At 67.3% G+C, this 17,532-nt stretch carries 15 protein-coding genes; 5 read left to right on the forward strand and 10 right to left on the reverse strand.

What is annotated here, in order from left to right:
* Window positions 1–8: 8 nt before the first annotated feature.
* Window positions 9–800, forward strand: coding sequence for a 16S rRNA (adenine(1518)-N(6)/adenine(1519)-N(6))-dimethyltransferase RsmA (gene rsmA, locus AC6LKD_RS06385; protein ID WP_498115555.1), 792 nt, complete (start codon window positions 9–11; stop codon window positions 798–800).
* A 56-nt stretch (window positions 801–856) separates the two neighbouring features.
* On the opposite strand, the gene AC6LKD_RS06390 is transcribed toward rsmA, so the two are convergent.
* Window positions 857–1,999 carry a glycerate kinase gene (locus tag AC6LKD_RS06390; RefSeq protein WP_498115556.1) on the reverse strand — a complete coding sequence of 381 codons (1,143 nt, stop codon included), beginning with the start codon at window positions 1,997–1,999 and terminating at the stop codon, window positions 857–859.
* Window positions 2,000–2,105: 106 nt separating this feature from the next.
* Between AC6LKD_RS06390 and pyk the strand changes: the two genes are divergently transcribed.
* Window positions 2,106–3,548 (forward strand): pyruvate kinase, encoded by a 1,443-nt coding sequence (gene pyk, locus AC6LKD_RS06395; protein ID WP_013391608.1) that lies wholly within the window; start codon window positions 2,106–2,108, stop codon window positions 3,546–3,548.
* Between the two features lie 52 nt (window positions 3,549–3,600).
* Here the strand turns inward: pyk and AC6LKD_RS06400 are convergent, their stop codons facing one another.
* Window positions 3,601–4,830, reverse strand: coding sequence for a nucleoside recognition domain-containing protein (locus AC6LKD_RS06400; protein ID WP_041654907.1), 1,230 nt, complete (start codon window positions 4,828–4,830; stop codon window positions 3,601–3,603).
* A gap of 153 nt (window positions 4,831–4,983) precedes the next feature.
* On the opposite strand from AC6LKD_RS06400, the gene AC6LKD_RS06405 reads away from it, so the two are divergent.
* Entirely contained in the window at window positions 4,984–7,230 is a 2,247-nt protein-coding gene (locus AC6LKD_RS06405) for an acyl-CoA dehydrogenase (RefSeq protein ID WP_013391610.1), read from the forward strand.
* A gap of 38 nt (window positions 7,231–7,268) precedes the next feature.
* Here AC6LKD_RS06405 and def read toward each other — a convergent pair whose 3' ends face one another.
* The 8 genes from def to glyQ are packed head-to-tail and all read right to left on the reverse strand — an operon-like array spanning window position 7,269 to window position 14,692.
* On the reverse strand, window positions 7,269–7,802 hold the full coding sequence (gene def, locus AC6LKD_RS06410; protein ID WP_498115557.1) for a peptide deformylase: 534 nt from the start codon (window positions 7,800–7,802) through the stop codon (window positions 7,269–7,271).
* Between the two features lie 32 nt (window positions 7,803–7,834).
* Window positions 7,835–8,230: a lactoylglutathione lyase gene (gene gloA, locus AC6LKD_RS06415; RefSeq protein ID WP_498115558.1), complete on the reverse strand. Its 396-nt coding sequence runs from the start codon at window positions 8,228–8,230 to the stop codon at window positions 7,835–7,837.
* 12 nt (window positions 8,231–8,242) lie between these two features.
* Window positions 8,243–9,385 (reverse strand): 2-aminoethylphosphonate--pyruvate transaminase, encoded by a 1,143-nt coding sequence (locus tag AC6LKD_RS06420; RefSeq protein ID WP_498115559.1) that lies wholly within the window; start codon window positions 9,383–9,385, stop codon window positions 8,243–8,245.
* 20 nt (window positions 9,386–9,405) lie between these two features.
* Window positions 9,406–10,386: a M48 family metallopeptidase gene (locus AC6LKD_RS06425; RefSeq protein ID WP_498115560.1), complete on the reverse strand. Its 981-nt coding sequence runs from the start codon at window positions 10,384–10,386 to the stop codon at window positions 9,406–9,408.
* The gene (locus AC6LKD_RS06430) at window positions 10,373–11,101 is read right to left on the reverse strand and encodes a lysophospholipid acyltransferase family protein (RefSeq protein ID WP_332012981.1); all 729 of its coding nucleotides are present in this window, start codon (window positions 11,099–11,101) and stop codon (window positions 10,373–10,375) included. The genes AC6LKD_RS06425 and AC6LKD_RS06430 overlap by 14 nt, the downstream gene beginning before the upstream one ends.
* 4 nt (window positions 11,102–11,105) lie before the next feature.
* On the reverse strand, window positions 11,106–11,645 hold the full coding sequence (gene gmhB, locus AC6LKD_RS06435) for a D-glycero-beta-D-manno-heptose 1,7-bisphosphate 7-phosphatase (RefSeq protein ID WP_207473766.1): 540 nt from the start codon (window positions 11,643–11,645) through the stop codon (window positions 11,106–11,108).
* Window positions 11,642–13,780 carry a glycine--tRNA ligase subunit beta gene (glyS, locus tag AC6LKD_RS06440; RefSeq protein WP_498115561.1) on the reverse strand — a complete coding sequence of 713 codons (2,139 nt, stop codon included), beginning with the start codon at window positions 13,778–13,780 and terminating at the stop codon, window positions 11,642–11,644. The genes gmhB and glyS overlap by 4 nt, the downstream gene beginning before the upstream one ends.
* Window positions 13,781–14,692 (reverse strand): glycine--tRNA ligase subunit alpha, encoded by a 912-nt coding sequence (gene glyQ / locus AC6LKD_RS06445; RefSeq protein WP_013391618.1) that lies wholly within the window; start codon window positions 14,690–14,692, stop codon window positions 13,781–13,783.
* A 276-nt stretch (window positions 14,693–14,968) separates the two neighbouring features.
* Here glyQ and AC6LKD_RS06450 point away from each other — a divergent pair, with 276 nt between their 5' ends.
* Window positions 14,969–15,736 (forward strand): crotonase/enoyl-CoA hydratase family protein, encoded by a 768-nt coding sequence (locus AC6LKD_RS06450; protein ID WP_013391619.1) that lies wholly within the window; start codon window positions 14,969–14,971, stop codon window positions 15,734–15,736.
* A 78-nt stretch (window positions 15,737–15,814) separates the two neighbouring features.
* Window positions 15,815–17,338 carry a fumarate hydratase gene (locus AC6LKD_RS06455; protein ID WP_013391620.1) on the forward strand — a complete coding sequence of 508 codons (1,524 nt, stop codon included), beginning with the start codon at window positions 15,815–15,817 and terminating at the stop codon, window positions 17,336–17,338.
* Window positions 17,339–17,532 lie beyond the last annotated feature (194 nt).

Raw genomic sequence — 17,532 nt, forward strand, 5'->3', positions numbered from 1 at the left:
GGCATTACATGTCACAGCACCAGGCGCGCAAGCGTTTCGGCCAGAACTTCCTGACCGACGAGAGCGTGGTCGAGTCCATCGTCCGGGCGGTGTCGCCCGCCCGCGACGACACCGTGGTCGAGATCGGCCCGGGCTTGTCCGCGCTTACCCGGCCGCTGCTCGAACGTCTGGATCATCTGACGGCGGTCGAGATCGATCGCGACCTGGCGGCGCGACTGCGCAAGCAGTTCGACGCCAGCCGCCTGACCGTGGTCGAGGCCGATGCGCTGACCGTGGATTTTTCCCAGTTCGGACCGGCGCTGCGGGTGGTGGGTAATCTGCCTTACAACATCTCCAGCCCGTTGCTGTTCCATCTGATGACCTGGGCCGGGCACGTCCGCGACCAGCATTTCATGCTGCAGCGGGAAGTGATCGACCGCATGGTCGCGCAACCCGGCTCAGGCGACTTCAGCCGCCTGTCGGTGATGCTGCAATCGCGCTACCGCATGCACAAGCTGTTCGACGTGCCGCCGGAAGCCTTCGATCCGCCGCCCAAGGTGGTGTCGGCGATCGTGCGCATGGTGCCCTTGCCGGCGGACCGCCTGCGTCCGGTCAGCGAGCGGGCCTTTGAAACAGTGGTGGCGCGCGCGTTTTCACAGCGGCGCAAGATGTTGCGCCGGGTGCTGGCGGACTGGGCTGCGGCGGTGCCTTGGGAAGCCCTGGATATCGCGCCCACGGCACGCGCCGAGGATATTTCGGTGGATCGCTATATTCGCCTGGCGGATGCACTGGTGGCGGCTGGAGTGCTGCAGGCCGGTTGAAGCTGGACCCCAAAAACCGAAAAGCCCGCTACAGCGGGCTTTTTTCAATTCAGTGCCTAGAGCATGCGTTTTTGCGCGGTCATCCAGAGTTGCATGACGTCGCGGGCGCGGTCGGCCAGCAGTTTTTCGGCATCGGTGAGCGCCTGTTGCAGCGTGATGGGGCCGGGGGCCAGGCTGAAGGCCGCGCTGATGCCGCAGGCATGCAGCGCTTCGTAGCCTTCGCCTAGCGATCCGGCCAGCGCCACGACCGGCACGCCCGCGCGCTGCGCGATCTTCGCCACGCCGGCGGGGGTCTTGCCGCGCAGGGTCTGCGCATCCAAGCGGCCTTCGCCGGTGAACACCAGGGTAGCGCCCTCGATCGCCTGAGCCAGGCCGCCCAGTTCCGCGACAATCTCCACCCCGGGGCGGAAACTGGCGTTGAGGAAGGCCTTGGCCGCAAAGCCCAGGCCGCCCGCGGCGCCCGCGCCGGGTTGGCCGCGGTGGTCGGCGCCCAGGTGCTGCGCGCACACGTCGGCGAAGTTCGTCAGCATCTGGTCCAGGATCTGCACTTGTTCGGGCGTCGCGCCCTTTTGCGGGCCGAACACGTGCGAAGCGCCCTGAGCGCCGCACAAGGGGTTGTCCACGTCCGAGGCAATGTCGATGCGGATCTCGGCCAGGCGCGGATCCAGGCCGCGCGCATCGATGCTGGCCAGCTTGCCGAGAGCGCCGCCGCCAGGCGGCAGGCTGCGGCCATCCGCATCCAGCAGGCGCACGCCCAGGGCCGTCAACATGCCGGCGCCGGCATCGTTGGTGGCCGAGCCGCCCAGGCCCAGGATGATGCGCTTGGCGCCCGCGTTCACGGCGGCCAGCATCAGTTCGCCCACGCCATGGCTGCTGGCGCGCATCGGATCGCGCTTGGAGGGCGCGATGAGTTCGAGGCCCGCCGCCGCGGCCATTTCGATCACCGCCGTGCCATCGTCCAGCAGCCCCCACACGGCGTCGACCTTGTAGCCCAATGCGTCGTTCACCGTCAGCTGCTGTTCCTTGCCGCCCGTGGCTGCGAGCACGGCTTCGACCGTGCCTTCGCCGCCGTCGGCCATTGGAATGCAGACCGTATGGGCGCCGGGGATTGCGGCCTTCACGCCGCGCGCAATGGCTGCCGCGGCATCGGGCGCGGACACGCTTTCTTTGAAAGAGTCGGGGGCGATGACGATTTTCACGGGTTCAGTCGAGCTCGTTTTTCGGTTGAGGTGATGCCCATGATACCTGCGTGAGCGCGGCCGGCGTACCATAGCGTTTTTGTCGTTTTAGCGAGAGTGGATCGTCATGCCCGTATTGCGCCGCACCAAAATTGTCGCCACCCTGGGACCCTCGACTTCGACGCCCGAACGCATTGAAGCGCTGATCCGCGCGGGCCTGGACGTGGCCCGCCTGAACTTTTCGCACGGCAGCCCGGACGACCACCGCGAGCGCGCTCGCATGGTGCGCGAGATCGCCGCCAAGCAGGGCCGCTTCGTCGCCATCATGGGCGACCTGCAGGGTCCCAAGATCCGCATCGCGCGCTTCACGGACAAGCTGGTCCAACTGCAGGTCGGACAGCCGTTCACGCTGTCGCGCGTGCATCCCAAAGAGGCCGGCACGGCCAGCATCGTCGGCATCGATTACCCCGAACTGGTGCAGGATTGCCGCGTCGGCGACGAGCTGCTGCTGGATGACGGCCGCGTGGTGCTGGTGGTGGACAGCGTCGAAGGCGACGAGGTCCACACCACCGTGACCGTGGGCGGCCCGTTGTCGAACAACAAGGGCATCAACCGCCGCGGCGGCGGCCTGTCCGCGCCCAGCCTGACCGACAAGGACCGCGTCGACATCAAGCTGGCCGCGGAAATGAATCTGGAATACGTGGCCGTGTCGTTCCCGCGTTACGGCAGCGACATCGACGAGGCCCGCACGCTGCTGGCGGCAGCCGGCAGCCAGGCCTGGATCATCGCCAAGATCGAGCGCGCGGAAGCCGTGGCCGACGATGAAGCGCTGGATGCCCTGATCCGCGCCAGCGACGGTGTGATGGTGGCGCGCGGCGACCTGGGCGTGGAAGTGGGCGATGCCGAACTGGTGGGCATCCAGAAGCGCATCATCCAGCACGCGCGCACCCTGAACAAGGTCGTCATTACCGCGACGCAGATGATGGAGTCCATGATCTCCAGCCCCATGCCCACGCGTGCCGAAGTGTCCGACGTGGCCAACGCGGTGCTCGACTACACCGACGCGGTCATGCTGTCGGCGGAGAGCGCATCGGGCCAGTATCCGGTGGAAACCGTGCAGGCCATGGCTCGCGTCTGCCTGGGCGCGGAAAAGCACCCTACCTCGACCAAGTCGCATCATCGCCTGGGCGAGACCTTCACGCGTTGCGACGAGACTATCGCGCTGGCGGCCATGTACGCGGCCAATCATTTTCCCGGCGTCAAGGCCATCATCGCGCTGACGGAAAGCGGCCATACGCCGCTGATCATGTCGCGCATCCGTTCGGGCGTGCCGATCTATTGCTACAGCCCGCATAGCGCCACGCAGAACCGGGTGGCGATGTTCCGCGGGGTCTACACCGTGCCGTTCTCGCCGTCGGACTACGAGCCCGCCGACCTGAGCAACGCCGCCATCGACGAACTGCGCAAGCGCAATCTGGTGCAGACCGGGGATTGGGTGATCCTGACCAAGGGCGACTTCTACCGCGACAGCGGCGGCACCAATGGGATGAAGATCCTGCTGGTGGACTGACACGAGAAGGGCAGGGGCGCCATGCCGGCGTTTCCTGCCGCCCCGACGAGTCTCAGCCGAAGAACCAGTAGCACACGCCGATGGCCGCCAGCACGCCGGCCAGGTCGGCGATCAGGGCGCAGCCCACCGCATGGCGGGCCCGCAGAATGCCCACCGATCCGAAGTACACCGCCAGCACGTAGAAGGTGGTTTCGGTGCTGCCCTGGACCACAGCGGCCAGCAACGCCGGAAAACTGTCCACGCCGAAATGCGCCATGGTTTCCAGCATCATGGCGCGCGCCGCGCTGCCCGAGAAGGGCTTGACCAGGGCGGTGGGCAGGGCGTCCACGAAGCGCGTGTCCCAGCCGGCTTGCACCGCCAGCCAGCGGATGCCGTCGAGCAGGAAATCCAGCGCGCCCGAGGCGCGCAGCACGCCCACCGCGCACAGCATCGCGACCAGATAAGGCAGCAGGCTCTTGGCGATGTCGAAACCTTCCTTGGCGCCCTCGATGAAGGCCTCGTAGACCGGCACCTTCTTCCAGGCGCCCGCGATCAGGAAGGCCAGCAGGATGCCGAACAGCGTCAGATTGCCCAGCAGCGACGACAGCGAGGCGATGGCGGCGGCCGACATGCTGGCCAGCAGCGCCATGAAGCCGCCCATGAGCAGCGCCGCACCGCCCAGCCACAGCATGACGACGGGATCGATCAGGCGCAGCCGCTGGCAGGCCGCCACGGCCAGAAAGCCCGCCAGGGTCGATGCGCTGGTGGCCAGCAGGATGGGCAGGAACACCAGCGTCGGGTCCGCCGCGCCCTGCTGCGCGCGGAACATGAACAGCGTCACGGGCAGCAGGGTCAGCGACGAGGCATTCAGCACCAGGAACAGGATCTGCGCGTTGCTGGCGGTTTCGGGCGTGGGATTCAACGACTGCAGTTCGCGCATGGCGCGCAGCCCGATGGGCGTGGCGGCATTGTCCAGCCCCAGCCCGTTGGCGGCGAAGTTCAGCGTGATCAGGCCGATGGCGGGATGGTTGCGCGGCACCTCGGGCATCAGGCGCGCGAACAGCGGCCCCAGCACGCGCGCCAGCCTTTCCACCAGCCCGGCACCCTCGGCGATGCGCAGAAAGCCCAGCCACAGCGTCAGCGTGCCGAACAGCAGCACCATCACTTCCACCGACACGCGGGCCATGTCGAACAGGCTGGCCACCATCAGGCGGAAGACTTCGGGGTCGCCGATGATCAGCCAGCGGTACAGCGCCGCCGCGGCCGCGGTAAGGAAAAAGCCCAGCCAAAGTTTGTTCAGCATGCGGAGACTGCCCGGATAGCGATGGATTGCGCGCTGCGCGCCGTCGCCCATTGTCGCAGAGTCGGTAGGCCGCAGCTTGGCCCGGCGCCGCCAATTCTGGTACTTTGACCTGATACGCCCTGAGGCCTGGGGCCATAACAGTGAGGAAAACTCATGGACTTCAATGCCTGGCGCCGCCGCCGCATCTCGGAACCCGCTTATCGCTGGGCGCGCAACGCGCTGCCGGCCATGTCGGCCACGGAGCGCGAGGCCATCGAAGCCGGAGACACCTGGTGGGACGCGGACCTGTTCACCGGCAACCCCAATTGGCGCAAGCTGCTGGACGTGCCCGCCGCCACGCTGACCGCGGACGAGCAGCGCTTCATCGAGGGCCCGCTGGCGCGGCTCTGCGCCATGCTGGACGAATGGGACATCACCTGGAACCGCCGCGACCTGCCGCCGGAAGTATGGGATTTCCTGAAGGCCGAACGCTTCTTCGGCATGATCATTCCGCGGCGCTACGGCGGCCTGGGTTTTTCGCCCTATGCGCACTCCGAGGTCGTGCGGCGCATCTCGGCCTATTCCATCACCGCGGGCGTCACCGTCATGGTGCCCAATTCGCTGGGGCCGGGCGAATTGCTGATGCAGTTCGGCACGCCGGCGCAGCGCGATTATTGGCTGCCGCGGCTGGCGGACGGCCGCGAGGTGCCGTGCTTCGGCCTGACCAGTCCCGAGGCCGGTTCGGACGCCGCGTCCATGGTGGATACCGGCGTGGTCTGCCGCCAGGTGGTCGATGGGCGCGAACTGATCGGCATCCGGCTGAACTGGCACAAGCGCTACATCACGCTGGGACCGGTGGCGACGGTGCTGGGCCTGGCCTTCAAGATGTCGGACCCGGACGGCATCCTGGGCGGTCCCAAGGACATCGGCATATCGGTCGCGCTGGTGCCGACCGAAGCGCCGGGCGTGGAGATCGGACGCCGCCATCTGCCCGCCATGCAGGTCTTCCAGAACGGCCCCAACCGCGGGCGCGACGTGTTCGTGCCGCTGGACGCGCTGATCGGCGGCGCCGAGCGCGCCGGACACGGCTGGCAGATGCTGATGAGCGCGCTGGCGGCGGGCCGCGGTATTTCGTTGCCTTCGCTGTCGGCCGCCGCCGCCGCGATGTGCGCGCATACCACTGGCATGTATGCCCGCGTGCGCGAGCAGTTCGGCATCCCGGTGGGCAAGTTCGAGGGCGTGCAGGAAGGCCTGGCGCGGCTGGCGGGCAATGCCTACCTGGTCGAAGCGGCCCGGCGCCTGACCTGCGCCGCGCTGAACCAGGGCGTCAAGCCGGCGGTGGTCTCGGGCATCATGAAGTACCACGCCACCGAGCGCATGCGCGGCTCGGTCAACGACGCGATGGATATCCATGCCGGCCGCGCCGTCATCGACGGCCCCAGCAACTACCTGGGCGCGCTCTACCGCGCCGTACCCATCGCCATCACGGTCGAGGGCGCCAACATCCTGACGCGCAACCTGATCATCTTCGGCCAGGGCGCGATCCGCGCCCATCCCTACCTGATGCCGGAAATCCTGGCGCTGGGCAATCCCGACGAAGAACGCGGCATGGAGGTCTTCCACGACGTGTTCTGGCGCCACCTGCGCCACACCGGACTCAACGCGCTGCGCGCCATCGGCCGCGCATGGACTGGCGGGATGCTGGCGCCCGCGCCTTCATCCGGTCCCGTGGCCGGGCACTACCGGCGGCTGGGGCGCTATGCCTCGGGCTTCGCGCTGCTGGCCGATGCCACGCTGGCGCAGCTGGGCGGCGGCCTGAAGCGCCGTGAGATGATCTCCGCGCGCCTCGGCGACATCCTGTCCGAGCTGTACCTGCTGTCGGCGGTGCTCAAGCGCTGGGAGGACGAGGGCCGCAAGCATGATGACCTGCCGCTGGTTCGGTGGTGCATGGAGCAGGGCTACGCCAGCATCGAGAAAAGCATGGACCAGGTCCTGCGCAATTTGCCGGGCCGCGTATTGTCATGGGGGCTGCGCGTCGCCATCCTGCCGCTGCGCCTGGCCAAGGGACCGGATGACGCCCTGACCCGGGAATGCGCGGAACTGCTGCTCAAGCCGTCGCCCACGCATGTGCGCCTGGCGGCCGACCTGCACCGCGAGGCCGGCGCGGCCGGTGACGATCCAGTGGGCCTCTTGACCCGCGCGTTCGCGCTGGCGGACGCCGTGCAGCCGCTGCGCGACCGGGTGCGTCAGTCCGGCGTGCGTGATTGGCGCGAAGCCCACCAGCGCGGCGCCATCACCGACGCGCAGGCGGCCGAATTGGAACAGGCCGAGGCCTTGGTGTCGCGAGTGCTGCAGGTGGACGATTTCGCGCCCGAGGAGCTGTCGCCGCAGGCCGCCAAGGCGGACCCGGGCGAGGCTTAGGCTAGAGACGCAGGCTCCCGCAACGCGGGAGCGAGGCCTCAGTCGTCCTGGTTCGGATCCATGTCCGGGAACAGGATCTCGGTGAATCCGAACTTGCTGAAGTCCTGGATGCGCGACGGATAGAGCCGGCCGATCAGGTGGTCGCATTCGTGCTGCACCACCCGGGCATGGAAGCCGTCGGCTTCGCGCTCGATGAGCTGGCCGTAAGGGTCGCGTCCGCTGTAGCGGATGCGGCGGTAGCGCGGCACCAGGCCGCGCAGGCCCGGCACTGACAGGCAGCCTTCCCAGCCGTCTTCCATCTCGTCGGACAGCGGCGTGATGACGGGATTGCACAGGATGGTCTGCGGCACGGCGGGCGCGTCGGGATAGCGTTCGTTGCGGTCGAAGCCGAAGACCACCAGTTGCAGGTCCACGCCGATCTGCGGTGCGGCCAGGCCCACCCCTTGCGCGGCGGCCATGGTTTCGAACATGTCGTCGATCAGCGCGTGCAGCTCGGGGGTGTCGAAGCGTTCCACGGGCGCGGCCACGCGCAGCAGCCGCGGATCGCCCATTTTCAGGATGGTGTGGATCATGGGGTGTCTTCCTGGCGTCAGCCGCGCGGGGCTTAGTCCTGGCGGCCTTTCTTCTGGATGAATTCGATCTTGTAGCCGTCGGGGTCCTCGACAAAGGCAATGACCGTCTTGCCGTGCTTCATCGGGCCGGCTTCGCGCGTGACCTTGCCGCCTTTTTCCTTGACCTTGTCACAGGCTTCGTAGGCGTTGTCCACTTCCAGGGCGATGTGGCCGTAGCCGGTGCCCAGGTCGTACTTGTCCGTGTCCCAGTTATGGGTCAGTTCGATGACGGCGCCTTCGGTTTCGTCCTGGTAGCCGACGAAGGCCAGCGTGAACTTGCCGTCGGGGTAGTCGTTGCGGCGCAGGACGCGCATGCCGAGCACGTTGGTGTAGAAGTCGATGGACCTGTCGAGATTGCCGACTCGCAGCATGGTGTGGAGCATACGCATGGGATGTTTTCCTTAAGCGGTGAGGGGGAGCGGGAAGAATCCGCCGTTGCCGGCGGCTTCCCGGGTGATGCCGATGTCGCGCAGCGCGCCGCCCATGGCGTCGACTGCTTGCCGCATCTGGTCGGGCCCGAAGGCGCCGATGCAGCCGACCCGGAACGAAGGTTGTTCGGTGTTGTAGAAGTTGCTGAGCACGTAGCCGCGGCGCTTGAGGGCGTCCACGAACAATTGCAGGTTCCAGGTCGGGGCGTCCGGGGCGCGGACGTTGACGACGATGGGGCCCTGCAAGGCAGGCGGCAGGTACGGGGTCAGGCCCAGCTCCCTGACGCCATCATATAGCGTGCGCATATTGGCCGTGTAGCGCGCCAGGCGCGCCTCGCGGCCTTCCTCAAGGTGCAGCGCCAGTGCCACTGCCAGCGCGGCCAACGTGGGCGCGGGCGGCGTGAAGCGCGGGCCGGCGTTGGGCTGCAGGCTTTGCTGATAGATGTCCGCCAGGTCCAGCGACCAGCTGCCGGCGACGCCGCGCGCGGCTTCCAGGCTGTCGCGCCGGGCCACCACGAAGGCGGCGCCGGGCATGCCTTCCAGGCACTTGTTGGCCGTCAGCACCACCGCTTCCACGGCGGGCAGAGCGCGCAAGTCCAGGGGCAGGGCGCCGAAGGCGGACACCGCGTCGACGATGACGCGGCGGCCTAGCATGTGCGCGATGCGCGCCAGTTCAGGCACGTCGTGGCAGATGCCGCTGCCGGTTTCGCTGTAGACCAGCGCCAGGTGCGTGAGGGTGGGGTCTTGTTCCAGCGCCTTGGCGACTGCTTGCGGATCGATCCGCTCGGTGGTGCCCACGGACAGCGGCACGGCCACGCGGCCCGCGTCGCCAGCCAGTTTCTGCAGGCGGGCGGCATAGGCGCCGGTGGAGGGCGCCAGCAGGCGGCCGCCGGCGGGGATGAAGCTGCGGATCGCGGCTTCCACCGCGAAGTGGCCGCAGCCCGGCAGCGCCAGCGCGGCGTGCTCGTCGGGGGACGCCTGCGCCGCGTGCAGCACGCCGTCGCAGACCTGCCGGTAGGTCTGGCGGAAATCGTTGTCCCACGGCGCATAGTCTTGCGCCATGGCGGCCTTCACCCGCGCGTCGGTCGTGACCGGGCCCGGAATCAGCAGCAACATTTTCTGGTCTCCTGGATGCCTCAGAACTGAGGCAAGGATGCGGGGTCGTGGCGCCGCAGGATGTTCTTGGCGTCTTCGAAGTCGGGCAGGATCTGCCCCACTTCGCGCCAGAAGTCCTGACTGTGGTTCATTTCGCGCAAATGGGCAAGCTCGTGCGCGATGACGTAGTCGATGATGGCGGGCGCGAAATGGATCAGGCGCCAGTTCAGCATGATGTTGCCGTCGCTGGTGCAGGAGCCCCAGCGGGTGGCGGCCGACGACAGGCGCCAGCGTTGGATCTTCAGTCCGCTGACCTGCAGGAAATGGGCCAGGCGGGCGCCGAACCAGGCGCCGGCGCGCTGCTGCAGCCAGGCTTGGGCCGAATCGCGGATGCGGCCCTGGTCCGCGGAGGACGGCAACGCCAACCAGAGGGTGTCGCCATCCTGGGGGGCGTCCGCATCGCCGGACAGGTTGGCCTGGCGGCTGTCGCCGCCCACGCCGATGACGATGCGCTTGCCCAGATAGGGCAGCTCGCCGCCGGGCTGCCAGCGCGTATGCGCCATGGCCAGCTGCTGCTTGCGGGCGTGCCATTCGCGCAGCTTGGCCAGGATCCAGCGGGCCTTTTCGCGCACGGCGTCGTCCACCTGCGTCAACGTGACCCAGTTGGGGGCCGTGACGCGCAGGCCGTCGTCGGTGATCACGAAGCCGATGCTGCGGCGGCGCGAGCGCAGCAGCACGAAGCCTATGGGTTGCTGCTCGGTCGAAACCTCGCGCCAGCGCGCGCCGGGCGGCAGCGGGTCGGGGCAGGGCGTGGGGACGCGCGACGTCGCGTTGGGCGAGGGCGTCAGCAAAGGCTCGCTGGTGGCGGCAGTGGCTGGCGGCAGATCGGGGAAGAGGGGCTTGGGCGGTGTTGCCCGGGGCGGGGCCGGCGGCTTGGGCGCGGCGCTCAGCGGCGACGCGCCCGCGGGCGCGTCGTGTTGCTGTTCATCGAACAGGAGTTCGAGCTGATCAGTGCTGGCCATACCTTTCTGGATTGAGACGCCGCATTTCCCCCTCGATCCAGTCCTGAACCTTTTGGTTCAGTTCGTCTGGGGAGAGTCCCTTGGATTCTATCGCGGGACCGATGGAGACGGTAATCAGGCCCGGATATTTCACGAAGGCATTGCGGCGCCAGCATTCGCCGGCATTGTGCGCCACCGGGATGACGCGCGCGCCGGTGCGCGAAGCAAGCAGCGCGCCGCCCATCTTGAAGCGGCCGGTCTTGCCGGGCGGAACCCGGGTGCCCTCGGGAAACAGCAGCGGCCAGCGGCCTTCGTCCAGGCGGGTCTGGCCTTGCTTGACGACCTGATCGAAGGCGTCGCGGCCTTTGGCGCGGTCGATCGGGATCATGCGCAGCAGCGCCAGGCCCCAGCCGAAGAACGGCACCATGTGCAGTTCCCGCTTGTAGACGAAGCAGACTTCGCGCGGCATGTGGGCGGGGAAGAACAGCGTTTCCCAGGCCGACTGGTGCTTGGACAGCAGCACTGCGGGACCATCGGGCAGGTTTTCCCAGCCCTTGACCTGCCAGCGGATGCCGCAGAAGAAGCGCGCGCCCCAGATAGCCAGGCGCGGCCAGCCCACGGTCAGCTTGTAGCGCCAGTGCAGCGGCAGCGGCGCCCACAGGATGCAGGCGAACGCATAGGGGATGACCGTGACGGCCAGGAACAGGAAGTACAGCAGCGAACGTAGCCGGGCCATCGGATCAATGGTCCTGCAGCAAGGTATCGACCACGGCCGACAGATCGTCGCACACGCGGGTGTTGTCGGGCAGGCCGCCCTTGGCCAGCGTCTTCTTGCCGTTGCCGGTCAGCACCAGCCAGGGCGAGCAGCCGACCGACGACGAGGCTTGCAGGTCGCGCAGCGAGTCGCCCACCGCCGGCACGCCGGCCAGGTCGACGTCGTAGCGGTGGCCGATCTGTTCGAACATGCCGGGCTTGGGCTTGCGGCAGGAGCAGTTGTCGTCAGGACCATGCGGGCACATGAAGACGGCGTCGATGCTGCCGCCCGCGGCGGCCAGCTCGCGCCGCATCTTGGTGTGGATGGCGGTCAGCGTGTCCATGTCGAACAGGCCGCGCGCCAGCCCCGACTGGTTGGTGGCGACCACCACCTTCCAACCCGCCTGTGTCAGCCGGGCGATGGCGTGCAGGCTACCGGGCAGGGCGATCCATTCGTCGGGGTTCTTGACGAACGAATCGCTGTCCTGGTTGATGACGCCGTCGCGGTCTAGGATGATGAGTTTCACTGTGCCAGCCTGGAGATGTCAGCGACCTGGTTCATCAGGCCGTGCAGCTGGCCCAGCAGGGCCAGCCGGTTGGCGCGCACGGCCGGGTCTTCGGCCATGACCATGACGTCGGCGAAGAAGGCGTCCACGGCTTCGCGGACCTGGGCCAGCGTGCTCAGGCTGCCGGCGAAGTCGCCCGCGGCCAATTGCGCCTCGGCCTTCGGGCGCAGCGCGGACACGGCGGCGGCCAGGGCCTTTTCGGCCGGTTCCACCAGCGCGGCATCGTTCACGGCGCCGATCTCGCCTTCGGCCTTCTTGAGCAGGTTGCCGATACGTTTGTTGGCGGCGGCCAGGCTGGCGGCCTCGGGCAGTTGCGCGAACGCGGCGGCGGCGCGCACGCGCCCGGCCACCTGGTGCAGCGGCGGAGTCAGCGCGATCACGGCTTCGACGGCATTGCGGTCGAACTCATTGATCAGCTGGTTGCGGTAGCGCTCGTAGATGAAGGCGCGGACTTCGGACAGCGTGTCGGCGGGGATCTTGCCGGCGGGGAAGGTACCCGCCGCCAGTTCCAGCAGGCCGTCCAGCGAAAGCGGGCCGGCCTCGCTGATCTTGAGCCAGCCGCCCGCGGCCAGTTGCTCGAAGGCGCTGATCAGGCCCAGCGCGGCGCGGCGCAGGCCGAAGGGGTCGCGTTCGCCGGTAGGCGCCAGGCCGATGGCCCAGATGCCGACCATGGTTTCCACGCGCTCGGCGATGAACAGGATGGCCGCGGTCAGCGTGTCGGCGGTGACCGGCGCGTCGTAGCGGTTGCGGTACTGGGTGCGCAGGGACTGTACCACGCTGTCGGGCTCGCCGTCGCCGGCCGCGTAGTAGGCTCCCATGACGCCTTGCAGCTCGGGGAATTCGCCCACCATGTTCGAACCCAGGTCGGCCTTGGCCAGCATGGCCGCGCGATCAGCGGCGGAGACGTCGCCGCCCAGCTGTTCGGCCACGCCGCGGGCGATGGCGCGCACGCGCTCCACGCGTTCAAGCTGGGTGCCCAGCTTGTTGTGATAGACGATGCTGCCCAATTGCTCGACGCGCGCCGCCAGCGGAATCTTGCGGTCGGTTTCGAAGAAGAACTGCGCATCGGCCAGGCGCGGGCGCACCACGCGCTGGTTGCCTTCGACGATGTTCACCGGATTGTCGGTGTGCATGTTGCTGACGATCAGGAAACGGTGCGTCAGGCGGCCGCTGGCCGGATCGAACAGCGGGAAGTACTTCTGGTTCAGGCGCATGGTCAGGATCAGGCATTCCTGCGGCACTTGCAGGAACTGCTCTTCGAACTGGCCCACGTAGACGGTGGGGTGTTCGACCAGGGCCGTGACTTCGTCCAGCAGCGCGGCCACTTCGGGATCGTCGCCCAGGGTGGCGTTGAGGCGGCCGGCGTGGTCCAGCAGCTGGCGCTGGATCTCGTCGCGGCGGCCTTCGAACGAGGCCATCACGCGGCCCTTTTCGGCCAGGGTGGCGGCATAGGCGTCGGCGTCGGCGAAGGACACGGGACCCGCGCTCATGAAGCGGTGGCCCAGCGTGTCGCGGCCGGCGGCCAGGCCCAGCGCGGATACCGGCACCACGTCGGCGCCGAACAGCGCGACCAGGCCGTGCGCCGGGCGCACGAACTTGACGGAGGTGACGCCGTCGGCCAACTGGTAGCGCATGACCTTGGGGATGGGCAGGCCGTTGATGGCGGCGTCGACGCCTTCCTGCAGACCGGCGGCCAGTTGGGCGCCGGGGGCGGTGCCGCGCGCGACCAGGTAATCCTGCTTGCCGTCGGACTCGCGTTCCAGGGTCGCCAGGTCGATGTTTTCCAGGCCCTTGGCGGCCAGCTTCTTTTGCAGCGCGGGCGTGGCCTTGCCGTCATCGGTCAGGCCGATCTTCACGGGCATCAGCTTTTCGGCGTAGGGCTGGTCCGGCGCCTGCGCCAGCACGGCGGACAGGTGCACGGCCAGGCGGCGCGGCGTGGAATAGGCGGTCACGGCGCAGCCGGCGGCCAGCAGGCCGTGGCGCTCCAGCGTGGCGCGCACGCCTTCGGCAAAGGCCTGGCCCAGCTTTTGCAGGGCCTTGGGCGGAAGTTCTTCGGTCAGCAGTTCGACCAGCAGCGGGCGGATGTTCGTCGTCATTTATGCTGCCTCCCCGGCGGCCTTGTCGCGGCCCAGCATGGGAAAGCCCAGTCGTTCGCGGGAATCGTAATAGGCCTGCGCGACGGCGCGCGACAGGTTGCGGATGCGGCCGATGTAGGCGGCGCGCTCGGTGACGCTGATCGCGCCGCGCGCGTCCAGCATGTTGAACGTGTGCGCGGCCTTCAGCGCGGCCTCGTAGGCGGGCAGCGCCAGCGGCACTTCCATCAGGCGCTTGGCCTCGGCTTCGTAGTCATTGAAGTGCGAGAACAGCATCTCGGCCGACGAATGTTCGAAGTTGTAGGTGGACTGTTCCACTTCGTTCTGGTGGAACACGTCGCGGTACAGCACGCGGTTGCCGTTGGCGCCTTCGGTCCAGACCAGGTCGTAGACGCTTTCGACGTCCTGCAGGTACATGGCCAGGCGTTCCAGGCCGTAGGTGATTTCGCCGGTGGTCGGCGTGCAGTCCAGGCCGCCCACTTGCTGGAAGTAGGTGAACTGGGTGACTTCCATGCCGTTGAGCCAGACTTCCCAGCCCAGGCCCCAGGCGCCGAGCGTGGGGTTTTCCCAGTCGTCCTCGACGAAGCGGATGTCGTGCTGGGCCGGGTCGATGCCCAAGGCTTTGAGCGAACCGATGTACAGGTCCAGGATTTCCGGGGGCGCAGGCTTGAGCACGACCTGGTATTGGTAGTAGTGCTGCAGGCGGTTGGGGTTTTCGCCGTAGCGGCCGTCCTTGGGGCGGCGCGAGGGCTGCACATAGGCCGCGCGCCAGGGCTCCGGGCCGATCGCGCGCAGGAACGTGGCGGTATGCGAGGTACCGGCGCCGACTTCCATGTCGTAGGGCTGCAGCAGGGCGCAACCCTGCTTGTCCCAGTATTCCTGGAGCGTAAGGATGATTTGCTGAAAGGTGAGCATAGGATTCTTGGAATTCGGCCGCCGGGCTAGGCTTGCCCTGGGCGTGGGAAACCCGGCATTTTAACTGGCCTGGGGCGCGCCGGCTTCCGAAGGCGGGGCGGACGGTTACATCTAGGCCTGCGGGGCGGCTCGTTGGGGGACAGTGTGCCGCTGGTGGACGCCTCGCGGGCCTCGCCCTGCGCCTGCAAACCAATGATCGTATGATTCCAGGTTGCGTACCAAGTCTTATATAAAACCCGGAACCCGATTCCGAGAATTCCCGGAAGGAGCAGTCCCATGTCAGACCTGATCAAGGTAGAAGTCACCGACGGCATCCAGATCATCACGATCAACCGTCCCGAGGCCAAGAACGCCATCAACCTGGAAACCGCGCAGGCCCTGGCCGCGGCGCTGGACCAGCTGGACAGCCGCGACGACATCCGCATCGGCATCCTGACGGGCGGCGGCGGCACGTTTTCGTCGGGCATGGACTTGAAGGCCTTCGCCAAGTCGGGGCAGCGTCCCTACGTGGAAGGCCGCGGTTTCGCCGGCCTGAACGAACGGCCTCCCAAGAAGCCGCTGATCGCCGCGGTGGAAGGCTATGCGCTGGCCGGCGGCTGCGAAATGGCGCTGGCGTCCGACCTGATCGTGGCGGCCAGCAATGCCAAGTTCGGCCTGCCGGAAGTCAAGCGCGGCCTGGTGGCCGGCGCTGGCGGCATGCTGCGCCTGCCGCGCCGCCTGCCGTACCACATCGCCATGGAAGTGATCCTGACGGGCGAAATGCTGACGGCCGAGCGCGCCTATTCCTTCGGCCTGGTCAACCGCATCACCGAGCCGGGCGCTGCCCTGGCCGGCGCGCTGGAACTGGCCCGCGCCATCGTCGAGAACGGCCCGCTGGCGGTGCAGACCGCCAAGAGCGTAGTTGCGCAGTCGGGCGACTGGGACCAGGCCAGCATGTTCGACCAGCAGCGTCCGCTGATTGCGCACATTTTTTCGTCGGCCGACGCCAAGGAAGGCGCCACGGCTTTCGCCGAGAAGCGCAAGCCCGTCTGGCAAGGGAAATAAAATAGGCTTCAAGCACCCGCGCGCGGCCGGTTCTGCCGGCCGCGTTTTCACGTTATCCATCTACACCCGCATATCGCCATGTCCGTCATCATTAAAGAAGAAGACTTCATCCAGTCGATAGCCGATGGCATCCAGTTCATCAGCTACTACCATCCCGTCGACTACATCCGCCACCTGGCCCGCGCCTATGAGCGCGAGGAAAGCCCCGCCGCGCGCGACGCGATGGCGCAGATCCTGACTAATTCGCGCATGTGCGCCGAAGGCAAGCGTCCGCTGTGCCAGGACACGGGCATCGTCAACGTGTTCCTGAAGGTCGGCATGGGCGTGCGTTTCGAGACCAAGCGCACGCTGCAGGAACTCTGTGATGAAGGTGTGCGCCGCGGTTATCTGAACCCGGACAATCCTTTGCGCGCCTCGGTGCTGGACGATCCGCTGTTCGCGCGCAAGAACACGCGCGACAACACGCCCTGTATCCTGCACGTCGAGCTTGTCCCGGGTGACAAGGTCGATGTGCAAGTGGCTTCGAAGGGCGGCGGTTCGGAAAACAAGTCGAAGTTCGCGATGCTGAACCCGAGCGATTCGCTGGTGGACTGGGTGCTGAAGACGGTGCCGACGATGGGCGCGGGCTGGTGCCCGCCGGGCATGCTGGGCATTGGCGTCGGCGGCACGGCCGAGAAGGCGATGCTGATGGCCAAGCAGTCGTTGATGGAAGACATCGATATGTACGAGCTGCTGGCCCGCGGCCCGCAGAGCAAGCTGGAAGAGCTGCGCATCGAGCTGTATGAGAAGGTCAACGCGCTGGGTATCGGCGCGCAGGGCCTGGGTGGCCTGACGACGGTGCTGGATGTGAAGATCAGCACGTTCCCGACGCATGCGGCCTCCAAGCCCGTGGCTATGATTCCGAACTGTGCGGCTACGCGTCATGCGCATTTCGAGCTGGATGGCTCGGGCCCGGCGCGCCTGGATCCGCCGTCGTTGTCGGAGTGGCCGGAAGTGCATTGGGCGCCGGACTACAACAAGTCGAAGCAGGTGGACCTGAATACGCTGACGAAGGAAGAAGTGGCCAGCTGGAAGCCGGGCCAGACCTTGCTGCTGTCGGGCAAGATGTTGACGGGCCGCGACGCGGCTCACAAGCGTATCCAGGATATGCTGGCCAAGGGCGAGCCGCTGCCGGTGGATTTCAAGAACCGGGTCATCTATTACGTGGGGCCTGTGGATCCGGTGCGCGATGAAGTGGTTGGCCCGGCGGGTCCCACGACGGCCACGCGCATGGACAAGTTCACGGACATGATGCTGGAGCAGACCGGGCTGATCGCGATGATCGGCAAGTCGGAGCGCGGGCCGGTGGCGATCGAGTCGATCAAGAAGCACAACTCGGCTTATCTGATGGCTGTGGGCGGCGCGGCTTACCTGGTGTCGAAGGCGATTCGTGGCGCCAAGGTGCTGGGTTTTGCGGACCTGGGCATGGAAGCCATCTATGAGTTCGACGTGAAGGACATGCCGGTGACGGTGGCGGTTGACGCTCAGGGCACTTCTGTCCACACCACGGGGCCTAAGGAATGGCAGGCGAAGATCGGGAAGATTCCGGTCGCTGTGGCTTGATTCCACTGATTGTCATGGCCTGGTTTGACGGGCCGTGAAAAAGACGGCTGCCGGGTGACGGTGGCCGTCTTTTTTTGAGGGGTTCTGGCTTCGGGGAGTTCCTCGTTTCGTAGGCCGCCCGTCGTCGCGGGCGCCTGGGTGGCGAGCGCCCACGATTGCGGTCCGGAGCGTTCGCTCCGGACTGCCCCTTCGTC

The sequence above is a fragment of the Achromobacter sp. D7-1 genome, from assembly GCF_059760445.1.

Coding starts and splice junctions, on each gene's coding strand:
- gloA (WP_498115558.1), bottom strand. CDS start 8,230: ATGCGTATGCTCCACACCATGCTGCGAGTCGGCAATCTCGACAGGTCC.
- pyk (WP_013391608.1), top strand. CDS start 2,106: ATGCCCGTATTGCGCCGCACCAAAATTGTCGCCACCCTGGGACCCTCG.
- def (WP_498115557.1), bottom strand. CDS start 7,802: ATGATCCACACCATCCTGAAAATGGGCGATCCGCGGCTGCTGCGCGTG.
- AC6LKD_RS06450 (WP_013391619.1), top strand. CDS start 14,969: ATGTCAGACCTGATCAAGGTAGAAGTCACCGACGGCATCCAGATCATC.
- AC6LKD_RS06420 (WP_498115559.1), bottom strand. CDS start 9,385: ATGTTGCTGCTGATTCCGGGCCCGGTCACGACCGACGCGCGGGTGAAG.
- rsmA (WP_498115555.1), top strand. CDS start 9: ATGTCACAGCACCAGGCGCGCAAGCGTTTCGGCCAGAACTTCCTGACC.
- glyQ (WP_013391618.1), bottom strand. CDS start 14,692: ATGCTCACCTTTCAGCAAATCATCCTTACGCTCCAGGAATACTGGGAC.
- AC6LKD_RS06430 (WP_332012981.1), bottom strand. CDS start 11,101: ATGGCCCGGCTACGTTCGCTGCTGTACTTCCTGTTCCTGGCCGTCACG.
- glyS (WP_498115561.1), bottom strand. CDS start 13,780: ATGACGACGAACATCCGCCCGCTGCTGGTCGAACTGCTGACCGAAGAA.
- AC6LKD_RS06425 (WP_498115560.1), bottom strand. CDS start 10,386: ATGGCCAGCACTGATCAGCTCGAACTCCTGTTCGATGAACAGCAACAC.
- AC6LKD_RS06405 (WP_013391610.1), top strand. CDS start 4,984: ATGGACTTCAATGCCTGGCGCCGCCGCCGCATCTCGGAACCCGCTTAT.
- AC6LKD_RS06400 (WP_041654907.1), bottom strand. CDS start 4,830: ATGCTGAACAAACTTTGGCTGGGCTTTTTCCTTACCGCGGCCGCGGCG.
- AC6LKD_RS06455 (WP_013391620.1), top strand. CDS start 15,815: ATGTCCGTCATCATTAAAGAAGAAGACTTCATCCAGTCGATAGCCGAT.